We start from the raw sequence: 17345 nt of genomic DNA, 5'->3' as shown, positions 1-17345 counted from the left end.
TGGACTAGGAACCTTCCGCCGTCAACAATGTCCGTTCCGCATAAACAACCGCCATAACATTATCTTTCAACTGCTCCGTATCTGTTTCCGGTAGATCCTCAATCAAACGTTTGATCAAGCCTGCATCCACCTCAACCGTCCTGCCCACATAAATCTTCTCATAAACTTCACCGGGCAATACCTCATCCTCACCGAGCAGTTCTTCATACATTTTCTCGCCCGGTCGTTTGCCGCTGAATTCGATGCCGATTTCGTCTTCACTGTACCCGGATAGTTTAATCAAGTTCCGGGCAAGGTCGACAATTTTGACCGGTTCGCCCATATCGAGGACGAAGATTTCACCGCCTTTGGCTAAGGTACCTGCCTGGATGACGAGGCGGGAGGCTTCCGGAATCGTCATGAAATAGCGTGTCATTTCCGGATCGGTCACGGTTATCGGACCGCCTTTGGCAATTTGTTTTTTGAATAATGGAATGACGCTGCCGCGGCTGCCGAGGACGTTGCCGAATCGTACTGCAACGAACTTGGTCGTGCTGCGTTTGGCTAGGTCCTGAACGACCATTTCGGCGATGCGCTTGGTGGCGCCCATCACATTCGTCGGTCGGACGGCTTTGTCCGATGAGACGAGCACAAATTTTTGCGCGCCGAATGTATCAGCGGCTTCTGCGACATTTTTCGTGCCGATGACATTATTTTTGACCGCTTCATGCGGATTGTACTCCATAAGCGGGACGTGCTTGTGCGCAGCGGCATGGTAAATGATCGCCGGCTTATTCGTTTCGACAATCTCAAACATGCGCTCGCGGTCCTGCACATCACCGATGACGGGAACAATCTCGATAGTGCTGTCACCGTATTGCTCTTTCAGTTCCATATCAATGTTATAAATGCTGAATTCACCGTGGCCGACGAGCAAAATCCGGCTTGGTGCGAATTTCATCAGCTGGCGGCATAACTCCGAGCCGATCGAACCGCCGGCACCTGTCACCATCACCGTATTGCCGGTGACGTATTCCGATATCGAATCGATGTCAAGTTCAACCGGTTCGCGTCCGAGCAGGTCTTCCACCTCGACGTTTTTCAGGCTGTTGACTGAGACTTTGCCGGTCATGAGATCTTCAATTTTCGGGATCATCTGCACTCTGGCATCGGTTTGGTTACAATAATCCACAATTTTCGTCAGTTCGCCGTTCGCCATTGACGGGATGGCGATGACGATATGGTCGATCGCTTCCTGTTCGACGATTTCAGGGATCCTTTTGACCATGCCAAGCACCGGGATATTATAAATCTGCATCTTTTGCTTGGAGAAGTCGTCATCGACAAACGCAACCGGATTTAATTCCGCCTGGTCCTGTTCATTCTTCAGCTGGCGGGCAATCATCGCCCCTGCTGCACCCGCACCGACAATGAGCGTGCGCTTTTTCTTATCTGAATTCGCGATATAGCGGTCACGATAAATGCGCCAGGCAAAGCGCGATCCGCCAATCAGAATTATATGTAATAACCATGTGACAAGGAGCGCCCGACTGTAGACGGAAAAATCGTTGGTCAGATATTGGACAATTGCTGCCGCTATAATGGACAGGGTGACGGCCTGTACAATGGCGAGCAGCTCACCGACACTGGCGTACGCCCATACTTTGTTATAAAGCTTGTAGACGGCAGCGAAGATATGATGAAAGATTAATAGTGCAATTGCGCTGATCGTGATCGCGTCAAGGCTGAGTACTTCCGTGTATGGATAGACGACCCATGCTGCGATGAAAATCGCCGTGCTGACAATGAGCGAGTCGAGCAGTACGAGCAGTGTCAAACGTGTTCGATATGTCACATGTACCACCCCTTTCTTTTCTTTCTTTTAGTCACTATAACATGGGAATGTTAAGTGATTGTTACACGTTCATAAAAATGACGGGTTGCGGCGAAAAATGATGCTTTCGACACGGTTCGCGTTTCCTAATTTAATAGCTATCCTAAATCTTAGTACCTGTAGAATGTGATGTACACCCTCAAAAATTGGAAAAACCGGATAAGGGTATATCCGGCGCGTCAACTAGAATATGCCAAGAAACTTCTTTTTCTTGATTGGCTGTGGTTCATCTTTGTTGACGTTCTGGCCGTTGATTAACAGCTGTGCGTTTTCCATAAAGAGGTAGGTCATGTCCTGGCCGTGTTCATCACTCAGTTCCTGGTAGGCTTCGTCCATGACAAAGCCACGGGTGGTGGTGTTATGTGCGTCGGATGCGATAAAGTGGGTCATGTTTGCGTCGATGAGCTGGTGCGAAAATTTGCGGATATTTTTCCCGAATTTGCCGGCAAGGCTTGCGGCAGTAACCTGCGTGAGTGCGCCCTTCTGCACGAATTCATGCAAAATCGATGGGTGCTGATAGATGGCTGAGTTCCGCTCGGGATGGACGATAACCGGGATATGGCCTGCCACCTGAATGTCAAACAACATTTGCTTGGCATAGCGCGGCACGTGATTCGATGAAAACTCGACGAAGACATACTTCGTGCCGTTGAGTGGCTGAATCTGGCCGTTGTTGATTTCATCGATCATATCCCCGTTAATTCGCGTTTCCTGACCGGGCAGAATGGTTACCGGGATGTCTTCTTCTTTGAGTTGGTCGTTTAGCTGGGTCGTATAGTGTAGGATGTCGTTTTTTTCGTTATCGTATGCGCCGTTGCGATGATGCGGTGTGGCGACAATCGTGTGAATGCCCTGTTCAGATGCGGTTTGGGCCATCGCTAGGCTGTCGGTGATTGCTTGTGCGCCGTCATCAATTCCTGGCAATATATGACAATGTATATCGATCAATCGCGTCACGTCCTGTCAAATTAAGCATTAACTAATCATTATTATAACAAAGATGTCAAGCTTTCACAGGTTAGCTGAAGAATTTGCGAATGCCTTTTTTTGTAATGCGTTCGGGTTCTTCTTTTACGATTGATTCATCAGCCAGGAGATGTTCGCTGTTTTGCTTTAACATTGCTGCTGTGTCCGGGTCGAGTGTGTTGTATGCTTCGGCTAAGTTGTATTGTTTTGAATGGTGGGCGTTTGAAGCGATAAAGTGAACCTTGTTGGCATCGATTAATTGCGTCGTTAATTTCCGCACTTTTTTCCTATTTTTGCCCGTGATGCTGTCGGCGTCTGCCTGTACGGCGGCACCGTTTTTTACCAAGTCATATAGGATGGGCGGTTTCTCGATAATGGCAGCATTTCGTTCGGGATGCGCAATAACGGGGATATAACCGCTCATTTGCAGGTCGTAGATGATACGGGAGGTGTATGGCGGCACGTGCGTTTGCGGCAATTCTACCAGAACATATTTTGTCGATTGATTGAGCGGCAGCAAGCGGTCATTTTTCAAGTCGCTGACAATATCTTCATAAAGATAGATTTGCTGACCAGGGACGATGTTTACGGGGATGCCGTACTGTTGCAGCTGTGCGTTGACGAAATCGGTTGCGCCGACCACGTCCATCCGCTCATTAATATACGTGCCGTTGTTGTGGGACGGTGTTGCAATGATGGTGTCAACGCCCTGATTCGCAGCCGTTTCGACCATTTTGACCGTTTCTTTCAATAATTTCGGACCGTTATCGAGCCCGGGTAAAATATGACAATGGATATCAATCATTGTGGATCACTCCTTAATTAACAATGCCCGCTTCATGATAGTGTTAATCACGTCATAGGACTTTTTTACTAATTTACTATTTTTTACAATAACAAAACTCCCTGCCGTTTGACAAGGAGTTTTTGAAAATTAGGTGCCGTAATAGTAATAGTAATTGGCTTTCTTTTTTTCGACATCGTTGAGCACGGTGCCGAGGAATTTAGCCGTTGCGGAGGTGAGTACTTCGACTGATTTTTCCGCGGATTCGTAATTGGTTTGCTTGCTGCGGATGACGAGCATCGAGCCGTCACAAATGTTGGCCAGAATTTGCGCGTCGGTGACGGCAAGGACCGGCGGTGTATCGAACAAGATGATATCATACGCCATTTTCGCTTCTTTGATGAACTGTTCCATTTTCCGGGAACCGAGCAGCTCGGACGGATTTGGCGGAATCGGGCCGCATGAAATGACATCAAGATTGTCGACATCAGTGAAAGTGACGGTATCCTGAAGTGTGGCGTCACCGACAAGAATATTGCTCAAGCCGTTCAGGTTGTCGAGCCGGAATGTGTAATGCACGGTCGGTTTGCGCATATCGGCATCGACGAGCAGCACTTTTTTGCCTTGCTGGGCATAGACGACAGCCAAGTTCGCCGCAGAGGATGATTTCCCTTCTTCAGGGCCGGATGACGTAACGATCAGACTTTTCAGCTCATGATCGGCCGATGAAAACTGCAGATTCGTCCGGACGGTCCGGTATTGCTCGGCGATCGGTGAACGCGGGTTCATTTTTGAGACGAGATGCCGCATTTTAGATTGATTCTTTTTGCGTTTGCGTGCCACTGTAACCACCCCGCTTTCGTCTGGTCATTTGTTGCTGCATGTCGCCTGAGCGAATGTCTGAATCATCCACATGGCTGATGACACCAAGGACCGGAACGCCCAGTTTGTCTGTGATATCGGACTCGGTTGTTACGGTATTGTCGAGATATTCAAGCAGGAACGCCAGCCCGACACCAAGCATGCCGCCGAGTACGATGGCGATCGCGATGTTGAGCATCGGTTGCGGGCTCACCGGTGATGGATTGGCTGAGAGTTCCGCTTCGGACAGGACGCTGACGTTATCGACGTTCATGATGTCCGGAATTTTTTCCTGGAATGTTGCGACCGTCGTGTTGGCGATGTCGCGGGCGGTTGCCGGGTCAGGGTCGGTTGCTGTCACGGTGACGACCTGTGAATTTTCAGCCGATTGGACCGACAGTTTTTCCGACAGCTGGGTGACTGAGTAATCTGCGTTCAGTTCACCTGCGACGTCTTCCAGGATGACCGGGCTTGTGATGATGACATTATACGTATTGATCAGTTCGACACTTGTCTGAACGTCATTTCGTGTGAATTGCGACTCCTGCGTTTGCTCCTGGCTCTGGTTGACAATGAACTGTGATTTCGATTCATACTGCGGGGTGAGCAAATAATATGTGATGAGTGCGCTGACTAAAGCCGCCCCGACAATAAATGTAATGATCAGAAGCAAGCGTTTTTTTAGAACCTCAAAAATCTCCTTGAGGGAAATCGTCTCTTCCATTCTAGTACCTCCAATGGCGCATTATACTATTTTCCGGTGGGACAGGGGGACGTGATCGGCGTCCCGGTGGTTGGGCCGGTGATGGGACAGGGGGACGGGATCGGCGTCCCGGTGGTTGGACTGTGATGGCTTGGGCGCCGGGCGTTCCGCTGCCGTCGGGGGACGGAGGGACGGGATCCGTGTCCCACTGATATCCCCAGGTGCCTCCCCTTCCCCGTCGCGTTGTATGGCGGGGCTGTGGGGCGTGTACCCTGCCCCTTTGGTGTCCCACTGATTAACCGGGTGCCGGCGGGTATGTGTATGCTGTCCCGCCGGGGGACAGTGATCCCGTCCCATTGTCCCTCTATCGATGTTACACGATTCGACACTACAATCGGCATTATAACATAGATTAATGGATTGTGAGGATAATTTTCAAAGGATAGGAAGAAGGTCTGATATCAGGCGGGACGGGGGGACGTGAACGGTGTCCCCCCTGATTTACCATTGATTCCCTCTTGTTTGGTTTGGTAGGTGGTGGACTTTCGGCTGGCGCCGAAAATCGGCTTTAATTGGGATGGTTGTGCCTGAGGGGGGGTGATTGTGTTGGTCGAACGAGGGGTGGTTGTCGCACGAGATGCGGTGGCTGTTGCTCGAGTGGGAGGTGCTGTCGCACGATTTTGACGGATTCCCGCACGTTTTGGGGCTGCTGCCGCTCGTTTTTGACGGCTTCCCGCACGTTTCTGGGAGGCTGCCGCTCGATTTTGACGGCTCCTCGCACGTTCTGGAGCTCCTGCCGCACGATTTTACCGGGTTCCCGCACGTTCTGGAGCTGCTGCCGCTCGTTTTTGACGGCTCCCCGCACGTTTCGGGGCTGCTCTCGCTCGAGTTTGACGACTCCTCGCACGTTCTGGAGCTCCTGCCGCTCGTTTTTGCCAGCTCCCCGCACGTTTCCGGGATGCCGCCGGACGGCCTCGAGAGATTCTCGCACGATCTAGGACCAATTTCGCACGAGTTAGGGCTGCCATCGCACGAGTTCATGGTAGATTTTCGGCTGAGGGCCGAAAATCGGCTTATTAGGAGGGGTTGGGTGGGGCGTCTTTGGTTGAATAGCGGCAGTTTATATGAGAAACCAACGAGCAAAACATTAAAATAATCTGCATGAAATTCTTAACAGGATTACATACTAATCCCAGAGGTGATAAAAGATGTTAAAAAATCTATCTGGTGTCTTTGGTTTAATTATTATTCTGTTAACGATTTACCATGATCTTACTGTCAAAAAAGAGTTGGGCGATATGAAAGCTAGACAGGGCTAAGCGGATCTTATTAGATTAGGTTAATTCCCTACGCGCTTCAGCGAACCGGGAGCATACTTACGCTAAAGGAGGGACAGTGATCCCGTCCCCCTGTCCCTTAAGCGTTACAGTTCCGATTTTATATCGTTCAATTCCTTTTCAGTAATTCCCGTTACATCCAGGATATCTTCATCCGCAAAATTTTTCCGAAGCATGGCTAATGCTATTTCTTTTGTAGTTTCCTTCTTCCCTTCCTTCCTGATCTTATCATATATCGGTTTCAAAGTTGGTGAATCAGGAAATTCCGTTTCACCCATAGGTATCCCCTCCTCTTCTATCATTGGTTCGATTTCCTCCTGCAACGCCTCTTTCATATCAGTGGGCACCTCCAACAAATAATCAATGAAGTATAACAATACCCCCGCGTACCCACGGGCATCTACCTTTTGATCCTTTACTAACAATTCCATCAATCGGCGTTTATACTGATATCGCTTACTGGCATTTTTCCTGCTTTTTATCATATACAAACCGGCTAAAACAGCGTAGGCAAACGGATTATCGGACAGCAATAATTTTTCTTCATCCTGATCCATTATTTTATATGTGTTGTACGTGTAGTTTAGTTCTGTTCCGTGAAATTGATACGTATATTGGGAGGGTTTAAATGTTTCAGCGGATCAGCGAAGAGAGCGATGGCGTAAATCTTCTTGTGGTACTTATCAAAAATGCGGTAAAAATACTGAAACATGCGCTCGGCAAAGTCATCTTCCTTATATCCCTGAACTTCAATGTGAATGAGCATCCATTGCTCTTCGCCGTTTTTCAGGTGGGCTTTCATCAGTTTGTCGGTATGCTTGGTGCCTTTTTTCTTAGGGAAAACACGATGAAATTCCTGTTCCAGCGAATCGGGCTGTTTGCTCCAATCCAATTCCGGGTGAAGATCCGGGGCAAAGAAAAGGACGAATGGTTCGAACAATTCCGTAATGACCTTTTTCCAAAGCCCATCCTGGTCAAGGTACGGTGCTGGTGGTTCAAGAATAAGAGGTGTGTCACCTTTTTCCATATCTGATCACATCCTATTGTGGGCTGATAGAGGGGGTCGTTGGTGTTTTTAACTAATCATAGAATAGCAGACTTTTTTGAAAAAAGCGATTTATATTTTATAAACCTACTTTGATTTTGGGACAGGGGGACGTGAACGGTGTCCCCCTGATTCCTATGGATTAGATGGTGGATTTTCGGCTGGCGCCTCTAATCGGCTTTATTTGGAGGTTTGGGCGCGACGGAGTGACGTTGCTATTGCTCGAGTTTGAGGGGTTGTCGCACGAGTTGGGACTGTTATCGCACAAGTTTGTGATCTTCCCGCACGAGTTGGCACCGCTATCGTTCGCCAAGTATCAGGGACAGAATTTAGGTGCCCTCTCAGAGTGGATTAACATTTATAATAGATTTTTTGGATAAACTTTCCCTTTCACTAATCAAGGGGTGTCCCCGCACCAACGGGGGACAGTGATCCCGTCCCCTTGTCCCTCTTTAACGTGGGACGGTGATCCCGTCCCTCTGTCCCTCTTTATTAGTTTGTTGTATAATTCTATTGGACTATTTTTGGGGGGATAGATACATATGCAGTGTGTGCGACGGATAGTTTTAGTTGGTATTTTTGCTTTGATTTTTATAATGCTTGCCGGTTGTTTGCCCGGTGGAGATGATGAAGAGGAGACGTTTGATCCGGCACCGAACCCGGATGCTGAGCAAATATCGGCTTACGATGACGAACGAATGGCTGAACAGGCTGAGATGGATGACGAGCTGTCGGCTGAATATGAGGACGGTTCTTATTCGTTTGAGGACCCGTTTATCAAACTTAACCCTTATGGCGTCACACCGCTTGCGGCGCTTGTTAAGTTTGAAACGGAAGAGCCGGTGGAAATTGAGGTTGCTGTTGGAAATGGGGACGGCCAGGTGCCGATTCAAAAAAAATGGGATGGCTATTCGACGAGTCATGAAATTCCTGTCCTTGGCCTTTATCCTGACACGGAAAATACCGTTGTTTTAAAAGCAGAAGATGAGGAAGGCGATACGCAGACGACTGAATTTTCCATAACGACTGAACCGCTGCCGGAGGATTTGCCTGAAACAGACCTCGAAAAAGCGAATCCGAGACAAATGGAAGATGGTCTGACGTTTGTCATTCCGAGCAAGAACTATTTGTACGCGGTTGATCATAACGCGGATGTTCGCTGGTATGCCGACATGCCATTCCGGCACATTTTTAACCGGTTGGAAAATGGCAATGTGGTGTTTAATACAAAAGAAAGCGGACAGGAAAAGTATAACCAGCTGCTGGAGATGGATATGCTCGGAAACGTGGCGAATGCATATGAGATTACGATTGACGGTTATGAGAAAGATTTTTTGCTTCACCATGATGTGATTGAGCTGCCGAATGGCAATTTGCTGGCGACGACACACGAGCCGGATTCAAAGTATGTGGAGGATTACATGCATACGATCGACCGTGAGACCGGTGAGACGATACAGGAAATTGATTTGAAAGAGCTTTTTCCGAAAGCTGCTTATGAGGACTATGACGGTGAATACGCTGAAGATAATGACTGGTTCCATTTGAATGCGGTCTGGTTTGACGAGAACGATCAATCTATTTTGATTTCCGGACGGCATCAGGATGCAGTGATGAAGCTTTCGTATCCTGAAGCTGAGATCGAGTGGATTTTGGCATCACCAGAAGGCTGGCCGGATAAATATGATAATTATTTACTTGAGGCGGAAAGTGACGATGTGAAATTCCCGGCAGCACAGCACGCCATGAAGACACTTCCGGATATGGATGGAAATGACGATACGCTTGATGTGTTGCTTTTTGATAATAATAAAGTGATTACACGGGGCGACCGTGATGAAAGTGGGCAGTACAGCCGTGCGGTGCAATACCGTATCGATGAGTCGGACGGGAGCGTTGACGAGGTGTGGTCGTACGGCGAAGAGCGCGGAAAGGCGTTTTATTCCACGATCGTCGGTAATACTCAGTACCTGCCTCAGACCGGCAACCGACTGATTACGTCCGGCTATATCGCACCCGATGAAGACGAACCGCCACGGATCAGTAAAATTGTCGAGACGAACGACCAGGCCGAAGCCGACGTTCTCTTTGAAATCACCGTGGCAGGATTTGAAGAATACAGCGGAAGACAAGCCTACCGCGCCATCAGAATGCCACTCTATCCGGAATAAAAAGGGACAAGGGGACGGGATCGCTGTCCCGCTCCGCTGGGGACAGAGGGACGGGATCGGCGTCCCATCTCATTTACCATATTTAGAGGGACGGCGCGGGACCGGCTCATGGGTTATCTTCAATAAGGTTAAGGTAGCTCCCGGCTGTTCGCCGGGAGCTTCTTTTTGTATTTGATAAATGGCGGATTTTCGGCTGATGCTGAAAATCGGCTTTTATTAAGGTCTGGAGACTTTAACGAGGTTGTCTCGTTGGTCGGATGCGGTTTTCCGTACGAGTTGATGGATTCCACACACCATTTGTGGTCGGTATCGCACGATTTTGCCGGCTTCCCGCACGTTTCCGGACATGGTGTCGCGCGGTTTTGCCGGCTTCTCGCACGTTTCCGGACATGGTGTCGCGCGGTTTTGTCGACTTCTCGCACGTTTCCAAACTGCTGTCGCACGATTTTGTCGACTTCTCGCACGTTTCCGGACTGCTGCCGCACGATCAGAAGAAACAGGGGGACGTGATCGCCGTCCTGCCCCGTCGATTTTGGCGGGGGACAGCGATCACGTCCCCTTGTCCCACCCACCTCTAGCTGGCGTTTTTGCCGAGGAGGACTTGGGTGGCTGTTTTGATGATGATTTTGATGTCGAGTGTGAGGCTGGTGTTGTTGACGTAGTAGAGGTCGTGTTTGATTTTTTCGCCGTGGTTCATGCTGCTGCGGCCGTTGACTTGCGCCCAGCCGGTAATGCCAGGTTTGACGGTGAGGCGCTCGCGTTGCTGGGCGTCGTAGCATCGGGTGATTTCGATGATTTCCGGGCGCGGGCCGATGAGGCTCATATCGCCTTTTAAGACATTATAAAGTTGCGGCAGTTCATCCAGGCTATATTTTCGGATGAATTTGCCGGCTTTTGTGATGTTTGGATTATCGAGTGACGCCGGTTTGAATACGAAGTCATCCGGCACGCGGTCCGGCCAGTTATACTTGTCGTCAGCCGTTTTCCCCGTTCCGGACGCCTGCTGCACTTTCATTGAACGGAATTTATAAATATCGAACGTGACGCCGTCTTTGCCGGTCCGCTTTTGTTTGAATAAAACAGGCCGGCCATCTTCGGCCAGAATGCTTGCTGCAACCCCCGCATAGACCGGTGTGAGCAGCACGAGACATGCGGCGCTGCCGGCGATGTCGAAGAGCCGTTTAAAGGCCGACTGAAAAGGATTCCTGGATTGTCTGGATTGCTTCTCTGTCAGATTCAGTGAGGTTTTCACGCCGTTTCACGCCTCCCATACCATCTGCTATGCCGACAATTTGGCCGGGTTCATTTTTATTATCCACGATGACGGACCCTTCTTCCCCGATGAAGCCGCCTGAGACGATGCAGACGTTATCGATCACCGATTTTCCGTACACATTTTGGAAAAAGTCCGTCGTATACGCGTCGGTCGCGATAAACTGATACGGCAAGCCGATGCGCACGTCAAGCCGTGTCACCGTATTGCCTTGCCCGGTCAACTGCTTAATGAAATCGCCGTTAAAATTGTTGATGCCGCCATCGACAAAAAACGTTTCCGCATCAATATACGGGCGAATTTTCGCCTCTTCCTCAAACGTTCCGGAAATAAACGAAATGACCGCATCAGCTTTGATGTACTGCCCGTTCAGTGCATCAACCGATCGGATTTCGGGTGCAAATGCCGGCGTAAACGTGTTCAGCCCTTCAATAATGGCGGTTTCCTTATCTTTGGAACGGCCAAGTATGTAGATATTTGCCTGTCGCTCGCTCAGCTTAAGGGTGATTTTGCCGGCGAGATTCCCTGTTCCGAGAATGATGATATTTTTTCCGGCCAGATTATCCTGGAACTCATGACGGACAAGCGTATCACACGCTTCGACCGCCATATCATTCGGTTTCAGAGTGACGAGCTCGGACTTATAGACATGGGCTTTGGCCGTTTCATACAGGTTGAGTTTTTTCTTCTGTTCGATATCGACAAAGATTGTATCGACTTTTCCGTCAAAGAACTGAAGCGTCTCCAGCAACAGATCGTAATCATCAATCAGAAAACCGGATACAGCGGCATCAGCCATACGTCTTCTCGGGAGTGTCAGAAAATCATTCCCATACCTCGCCGTGCTATTGATGGTAATGGCTGAATAGCGGCAGCCATTTAGAAATTTTAGTTCTTCGTTCAATTGTTCAGTGACTCCCATATGGCTCATCCTTGTACACAGTTTTTCGGTTGGCTAATTGTGACGCGATAAACGTTTCGAACATTTCTTCACGGTTATAGTTTTCGATCACATAGCGGCGGTTTTGACGGGCGTTTTCGTCATACTTGGTGCGTCGCCGATCATTACAAATTCTCGCCGGGCGGTTTCGAGCAATACCTGCAAATTTTGCACAATGCCGATACTGCCGGCATATGCGACTTTTAGCATGCTGCTGTTATTTGCCTGCTCGATACTTACGGGTGAAACTCCATTATACAATATATGGATATGTTTGTGACTGGATTTATCATAAATTTATTTGTTTCATAGATGCTGACACGCTCATAATATATGCTGACCGTTTGTAGATCAATTTTCCGATGCCTTTTGTCACATTATATAACAATCCGCCATTTTTTAACATCCCTGCAGACACCGCCTAATCCGGCCAGATGTCGGCGATGAGGCGCACACGTTCATCGGGGGACAATGATCCCGTCCCTGTGTCCCCTTTGTACACCCAATTATTATAACATTAAATGGTAGTTTAACCATATTATTTTTCAGTTACAAATTTTTGGGTGTTTCCTGGTCGTTTTTGCGGAGGTAGGTGGTGTACATGACCGTGCTCAACGCAGCGCCGATAATTAGCCATTGCAATAGGCCGACGGAAAACTGGTAATGAAACAGCGACATATCAACGGTTTCATAAAACAGCAGTCCGAGAAAATAACATGCCGCCCAGCGCGCAATTGGCAAGTCCAGCCCCTTCATGAGCACCGTCCATATTCCGAAAAGCAGCACGATAAAGCTCGCCAGGCCGACGAGCCCGCTTTCCAGAAAAATTTGCAGGTACTGGTTATGGGAATGGACGTAGTGAGTCCCCTCAATGAAATCTTTCGGCAAAATACCAATCTCATGGCCGAAAAGCGGGTTGTCCGCCCCGTGAGCAATTGCTTTATCCCAAATATTTTGCCGGCCGGAAAACAGGCTTTTATTAAACGTGTTGAGCGACCATTCGTTGAACTTTTCAAGAAAACTGACGCGCGAGAGCGATCCGTAAATCAATGTGAAAATCAAATTGAATGCCAGGACCAGATAAAATAATTTTGAAAAGAGATTTTTGGATAAATGCAGAACGACTCTGGAACCTGCCATAATTATTAACAATAGCAGCACCGCACGCGTCGAACTGGCGTAAATCAGCAGAACTCCGCTTCCAATCGCTGCACCGAGCATGATTTTGCCGCTTAAATGGGCTGCTTTGAACCGGGCAATCGGAAAAATCATTAGCGCAGCGAGCATGGACCCCATAATGGTTGGGTTGCGGATCAGACCCTGAAATTGAACCATTTGCAAGCCGTCAATTAACCAGTGAACGAGTATTAAAAGAATTAACCCGGCACTCATATACGCGAATATATCGAGCTGGGTGTTTTTCCACGGCATCTGAACCACCGCCAGCAAAAAGCTGAGCACAAGCAAGATCGTGCTCAGGATTTCCCGGTCGTGCGCCGCCGGGCTGAAGATAAACATCAGCACATACAGGACAGCTAAGGACAGCATGCCGAGATAAAACAGTTTAAATTGCCGCGGAAAATGCATCCTGCCGGCGGCTAAAAATCCTAGCGCAAAAATCGCCAGCATATAAGTCGCATCCACCGTCAGAAGTGCCAGCTCCTTGACCGGCTCCTCCGTCAACGTAAACATATTAAAGAGCAGCAGCAGAAAAAAGAACGCCGCCGGAAGTTTAAAACTATCTTTCTCGTTTTGATGTAAATCTTCCATCTTCATACTCCTTCGGGGACTAAGGGACGTCATCACCGTCCCCCGCCGCGCATTTAGAGAGAGGTGGGCCAGCGATCCCGTCCCCCTGTCCCTCTTTTTTCCTCTGATATCTTATCTTAACATGGTGTTTCGTGGTATACTAGTGTGTGAGATTATTTTAAGGAGTTTTCAGTGGTATGAGCAATGATTTGCTGGCGCGGAAGCCTAAGAACATACGTGAGTTAAGACCTTATTTAAATTTGGTTAAGAAGATTAATAGATTGGAAGATACATATAAACAGCTGACGGATGCGGAATTGCAAGCGAAGACGGCGGAGTTTAAGGAGCGCCTCGCCAACGGGGAATCGATTCACGATTTGACGGTTGAGACGTTTGCAACCGTTCGCGAAGTTTCAAGCCGGGTACTGGGCATGCGCCATTTTGATGTGCAATTGCTCGGCGGCCTCGCCCTTACGAAAGGCAACATCGCCGAGATGCGCACCGGTGAAGGCAAAACGCTCGTCGCCTCCCTTCCCGCATACCTTTTCGCGCTGGAGGAAAAAGGTGTACATATCATCACCGTCAATGATTACCTCGCCCAGCGTGACAAGGAGCTGATCGGCCAGATCCATGAATTTCTCGGGCTGTCGGTCGGTCTCAACATCCCCGGCTTGAGCAATTTTGAGAAAAAAGAAGCGTACTTGTCTGACATTACATACGGGGTCGGCAATGAATTCGGCTTTGATTATTTGCGTGATAATATGGTGCAGTCGCCCGACCAGAAAGTGCAGCGCGACTACCATTTCGCGATCGTAGATGAAGTTGACAGCGTCCTGATTGATGAAGCGCGTACTCCGCTTATTATCGCGGGAAAGGATCAGCCGAGCGACCGGCTGTATAAAGTGTGCGCCAGCGCGATTAAGATGCTGAGGGCTGATGAGGATTTTACATTTGATCTTGAATTAAAAGTTGTCAATTTTACCGAAAAAGGCATCAGCAAATGTGAAAAAGTTTTCGGCGTGGACAACCTGTTCGACCTTGAACACAGCTCACTTTTTCATTCGCTGCTGCAGGCACTCAGGGCACGCGTGCTGTTTGACCGGGACATCGATTATATCGTGGACGAGGGTCAAGTGAAGCTCGTTGATATGAACACCGGACGCATCATGGAAGGCCGCAGCCTGAGTGACGGGTTGCATCAGGCGATCGAGGCGAAAGAAGGCCTTGTGAATACCGATGAAAATAAAACGTTTGCCTCGGTCACCATTCAGGACTATTACCGCATGTATCCGACGCTCTCAGGCATGACCGGCACGGCGAAATCCGAGGAAAAAGAACTGAACAAAGTGTATGGCATGGGTGTTGTGCAAATTCCGACGAACAAACCGAACCAGCGCGAAGATTTTCCTGACATGGTTTTTGAGACGAAAGAGGCGAAAAATGACTTTTTACGCGACGAAATCCGCCGCCGTCATAAAAAAGGCCAGCCGATTTTGATCGGCACGACATCGATTCTCAAATCCGAAGAAATGGCCGAAATTCTTGATGAAGCCGGCTTGGATTATCAATTGCTGAACGCCAAAAGCGTTGAGAAAGAAGCGCAGATGATCGCGATGGCAGGCCAAAAAGGCAAAATTACGATTGCGACAAACATGGCCGGCCGCGGGACCGATATCATTCTCGGCGAAGGAGCCGACGAACTCGGCGGGTTGCATGTGCTCGGCACCGAGCGGAACGAAGCGAAGCGGATTGACAACCAGCTGAAAGGGCGCTCCGGACGACAGGGTGACCCGGGTTCCACACAATTTGTCATTTCGCTGGAAGATTATTTGTTTATCCGGTATGCGCCGGATGAACTGGAGCGCGCGCGGCCGAAACTGAAAATTGACAGTGACGGGCTTGTGACGTCATCAAACGTCCATAAATTGGTCACGACAGCGCAGCAGATCGCTGAAGGCATGCATTACCAGATGCGTGAGTTCAACCTCAAGCTGGAAGGCGTACTCAACAAGCAGCGCGAGATCGTTTACGAGCTGCGCAATACTATTTTGGAAACCGATGATATTTTGGCATTTTTCCATAAGCAGACGGGTGACTTGACGCATCAGATTATCGATTCCTTTTTCAACGTGGATGCGTCGCCGGAAGAGATGGACTTAAAGCCGCTCGAGGATGAATTGAACCGCATTTTGCTTGCTGAAATGACGCTTGATGATAAAACGTTTGAGACCGTTGACGAGGTGAAGGATTTTGTTGAACCGTACCGGAAAAAGCATACCGACGCGTTTTTCGCCTTTGAAAACGATACTGAAATCGTGAAATCGATCAGAGGGCTTTCGCTTGCCGTCGTCGATGACGTGTGGAAGTCGCACATCGACACGATGAATCAGCTGAAAGAAGGAATCGGCATGCGCCAGTATCAGCAGGAAGACCCGATCCAGCTGTATGAAAAAGAAGGCTATGCCCTGTTTGAATCGATGTTCAGCAGGCTGACGTTCGAAATGGCTTCACGCTCGATTCGGTTTATTAAGCGGAAAATCGCTGCCCGGGAAGTTGCGCGGAAACAGGCATAACGGCACGCGATAAAGGGGGAAACGCTATGTTTAATTTTACAAAAGGCAAAAAGAAAACGGAAGAAAAAGCCGCGCAGGCGGAGGACATTTTGCAGGAAAACGAAGACCTGGAAGCAGCTGACGATACGACACTCGAAACAGTGCTGTCGATTCCGGAAAACTGGAAATTAACCGAGGAAGAACGCTACGTTTACGCGTTTCACAATACGCAAAGTCCAAATCTCCAGGCCAATCAAATATCGATTTACGGGATGGAACTGTTGAAAACGAAAAAAGCTCTGGACGTCACCGGGCTCATCCGCAGCACCGTGACGAAATCGATTAAATTTGGCGAGACCGCCGTATTGCTGCTGGATGGCAACCGTGAACCGGTCGCACGAAGAACGTTCGACCTCAGCAAGCTTGAGTCGATCCCGGCCAATAGCGCGCGGCCGTGGACGTTTAAATTTTTGCATGACGATATTTTCGGCGATATCGATAATTTGGGAAATGACTGGTCGCTCGCATTTGAGCTGAAAAAATCGCATCAATTGGATTTGGAAAAATCGTGGGAGAAAAGCATCGCCGAGCAAACCCGCGCCTCACTCGAAAAAATTGTGAAAGACGCACCGGCATTGAAACCGGGCGAAGTGAATTTCATGGGCATTCAGGCAAAAAAACAGGAAAATGGTGACTTGGCTGTCACGGTACTCGTCCGAAACGGCGCCGAGAAAAACATCCAGCTCGAACAAATCCCGCTCGGCCTAAAAGACGCAAGCGGAGATGAGATTGCCCGCGGCAGCTTTAAAATGGACGACTTCACCGTCAAAGCCAACACAAGCAAACCATGGACATTCATCTTCCCCGCCAGCATGCTAACCAAAAACCAAATCAACCTCACCAAATGGACCACCTACCCCATCCAGGGGGACAAGGGGACGTGATCGGCGTCCCCCTCGGGGGTGTGGGACGGGGGGACGGGATCGGCGTCCCCCTCACCCATTTCAAACCTTCCCCGCCACGCCTTGTCAACTATTTTCACGAACAGCTTTTCCGTAATTTTTCCCAACATTTTTTCATTTCATAAAACC

16 protein-coding genes are annotated in these 17345 nt (G+C 49.0%); 4 read left to right on the top strand and 12 right to left on the bottom strand.

Features of this window, described 5'->3' with window-relative positions; genetic code table 11:
- Positions 1–4 precede the first annotated feature (4 nt).
- From BMZ22_RS07985 to BMZ22_RS07965, 5 genes are all read right to left on the bottom strand, one after another.
- The gene (locus BMZ22_RS07985; protein WP_090084096.1) at positions 5–1834 is read right to left on the bottom strand and encodes a polysaccharide biosynthesis protein; all 1830 of its coding nucleotides are present in this window, start codon (positions 1832–1834) and stop codon (positions 5–7) included.
- A 222-nt stretch (positions 1835–2056) separates the two neighbouring features.
- Entirely contained in the window at positions 2057–2821 is a 765-nt protein-coding gene (locus tag BMZ22_RS07980) for a tyrosine-protein phosphatase (RefSeq protein ID WP_090084094.1), read from the bottom strand.
- 70 nt (positions 2822–2891) lie between these two features.
- Positions 2892–3644 carry a tyrosine-protein phosphatase gene (locus BMZ22_RS07975; protein WP_090084093.1) on the bottom strand — a complete coding sequence of 251 codons (753 nt, stop codon included), beginning with the start codon at positions 3642–3644 and terminating at the stop codon, positions 2892–2894.
- Positions 3645–3773: 129 nt separating this feature from the next.
- Positions 3774–4466, bottom strand: a complete 693-nt coding sequence (locus tag BMZ22_RS07970; protein ID WP_090084090.1) for a CpsD/CapB family tyrosine-protein kinase — start codon at positions 4464–4466, stop codon at positions 3774–3776.
- Positions 4435–5208, bottom strand: a complete 774-nt coding sequence (locus tag BMZ22_RS07965; protein ID WP_090084087.1) for a YveK family protein — start codon at positions 5206–5208, stop codon at positions 4435–4437. Before BMZ22_RS07965 ends, BMZ22_RS07970 begins: the two co-directional genes overlap by 32 nt.
- A gap of 616 nt (positions 5209–5824) precedes the next feature.
- Between BMZ22_RS07965 and BMZ22_RS07960 the strand changes: the two genes are divergently transcribed.
- Positions 5825–6343 carry a hypothetical protein gene (locus BMZ22_RS07960; protein WP_090084084.1) on the top strand — a complete coding sequence of 173 codons (519 nt, stop codon included), beginning with the start codon at positions 5825–5827 and terminating at the stop codon, positions 6341–6343.
- Positions 6344–6610: 267 nt separating this feature from the next.
- Here BMZ22_RS07960 and BMZ22_RS07955 read toward each other — a convergent pair whose 3' ends face one another.
- Both BMZ22_RS07955 and BMZ22_RS07950 read right to left on the bottom strand, forming a co-directional pair.
- A complete protein-coding gene (locus BMZ22_RS07955) occupies positions 6611–7081 on the bottom strand; it encodes a hypothetical protein (protein WP_090084081.1) in 471 nt (156 codons plus the stop codon).
- Between the two features lie 26 nt (positions 7082–7107).
- Entirely contained in the window at positions 7108–7551 is a 444-nt protein-coding gene (locus tag BMZ22_RS07950; protein WP_090084079.1) for an RpnC/YadD family protein, read from the bottom strand.
- A 560-nt stretch (positions 7552–8111) separates the two neighbouring features.
- Between BMZ22_RS07950 and BMZ22_RS07940 the strand changes: the two genes are divergently transcribed.
- Positions 8112–9740, top strand: a complete 1629-nt coding sequence (locus BMZ22_RS07940; protein WP_090084075.1) for an aryl-sulfate sulfotransferase — start codon at positions 8112–8114, stop codon at positions 9738–9740.
- Between the two features lie 128 nt (positions 9741–9868).
- Here BMZ22_RS07940 and BMZ22_RS16900 read toward each other — a convergent pair whose 3' ends face one another.
- The 5 genes from BMZ22_RS16900 to BMZ22_RS07925 all read right to left on the bottom strand — a co-directional run bounded on the left by BMZ22_RS16900 (position 9869) and on the right by BMZ22_RS07925 (position 13723).
- Entirely contained in the window at positions 9869–10225 is a 357-nt protein-coding gene (locus tag BMZ22_RS16900) for a hypothetical protein (RefSeq protein ID WP_218144031.1), read from the bottom strand.
- A gap of 89 nt (positions 10226–10314) precedes the next feature.
- Positions 10315–10992 (bottom strand): sugar transferase, encoded by a 678-nt coding sequence (locus BMZ22_RS07935; protein ID WP_342710266.1) that lies wholly within the window; start codon positions 10990–10992, stop codon positions 10315–10317.
- Complete coding sequence (locus BMZ22_RS07930) at positions 10922–11935, bottom strand: Rossmann-fold NAD(P)-binding domain-containing protein (protein WP_090084073.1); 1014 nt, start codon at positions 11933–11935, stop codon at positions 10922–10924. Before BMZ22_RS07930 ends, BMZ22_RS07935 begins: the two co-directional genes overlap by 71 nt.
- Before the next feature lie 87 nt (positions 11936–12022).
- Positions 12023–12163: a glycosyltransferase family 4 protein gene (locus tag BMZ22_RS16760; RefSeq protein ID WP_143069968.1), complete on the bottom strand. Its 141-nt coding sequence runs from the start codon at positions 12161–12163 to the stop codon at positions 12023–12025.
- A 339-nt stretch (positions 12164–12502) separates the two neighbouring features.
- Positions 12503–13723, bottom strand: a complete 1221-nt coding sequence (locus BMZ22_RS07925; protein ID WP_177183384.1) for an O-antigen ligase family protein — start codon at positions 13721–13723, stop codon at positions 12503–12505.
- A 176-nt stretch (positions 13724–13899) separates the two neighbouring features.
- Here BMZ22_RS07925 and secA2 point away from each other — a divergent pair, with 176 nt between their 5' ends.
- Positions 13900–16275, top strand: coding sequence for an accessory Sec system translocase SecA2 (gene secA2, locus BMZ22_RS07920; RefSeq protein WP_090084067.1), 2376 nt, complete (start codon positions 13900–13902; stop codon positions 16273–16275).
- A gap of 26 nt (positions 16276–16301) precedes the next feature.
- Complete coding sequence (locus tag BMZ22_RS07915) at positions 16302–17198, top strand: accessory Sec system S-layer assembly protein (protein WP_090084064.1); 897 nt, start codon at positions 16302–16304, stop codon at positions 17196–17198.
- Positions 17199–17345: the final 147 nt, after the last annotated feature.

Source organism: Lentibacillus persicus (assembly GCF_900112705.1).
Lineage (GTDB): Bacteria > Bacillota > Bacilli > Bacillales > Amphibacillaceae > Lentibacillus > Lentibacillus persicus.
This window is presented reverse-complemented; position numbering and strand designations above follow the sequence as displayed.

Bases quoted from the DNA above. Each gene is read 5' to 3' on its own strand.
- secA2 (WP_090084067.1), top strand. From the start codon at position 13,900: ATGAGCAATGATTTGCTGGCGCGGAAGCCTAAGAACATACGTGAGTTA.
- BMZ22_RS07940 (WP_090084075.1), top strand. From the start codon at position 8,112: ATGCAGTGTGTGCGACGGATAGTTTTAGTTGGTATTTTTGCTTTGATT.
- BMZ22_RS07930 (WP_090084073.1), bottom strand. From the start codon at position 11,935: ATGGGAGTCACTGAACAATTGAACGAAGAACTAAAATTTCTAAATGGC.
- BMZ22_RS07925 (WP_177183384.1), bottom strand. From the start codon at position 13,723: ATGGAAGATTTACATCAAAACGAGAAAGATAGTTTTAAACTTCCGGCG.
- BMZ22_RS07975 (WP_090084093.1), bottom strand. From the start codon at position 3,644: ATGATTGATATCCATTGTCATATTTTACCCGGGCTCGATAACGGTCCG.
- BMZ22_RS07965 (WP_090084087.1), bottom strand. From the start codon at position 5,208: ATGGAAGAGACGATTTCCCTCAAGGAGATTTTTGAGGTTCTAAAAAAA.
- BMZ22_RS07950 (WP_090084079.1), bottom strand. From the start codon at position 7,551: ATGGAAAAAGGTGACACACCTCTTATTCTTGAACCACCAGCACCGTAC.
- BMZ22_RS16760 (WP_143069968.1), bottom strand. From the start codon at position 12,163: ATGCTAAAAGTCGCATATGCCGGCAGTATCGGCATTGTGCAAAATTTG.
- BMZ22_RS07955 (WP_090084081.1), bottom strand. From the start codon at position 7,081: ATGGATCAGGATGAAGAAAAATTATTGCTGTCCGATAATCCGTTTGCC.
- BMZ22_RS07915 (WP_090084064.1), top strand. From the start codon at position 16,302: ATGTTTAATTTTACAAAAGGCAAAAAGAAAACGGAAGAAAAAGCCGCG.
- BMZ22_RS07960 (WP_090084084.1), top strand. From the start codon at position 5,825: ATGCGGTGGCTGTTGCTCGAGTGGGAGGTGCTGTCGCACGATTTTGAC.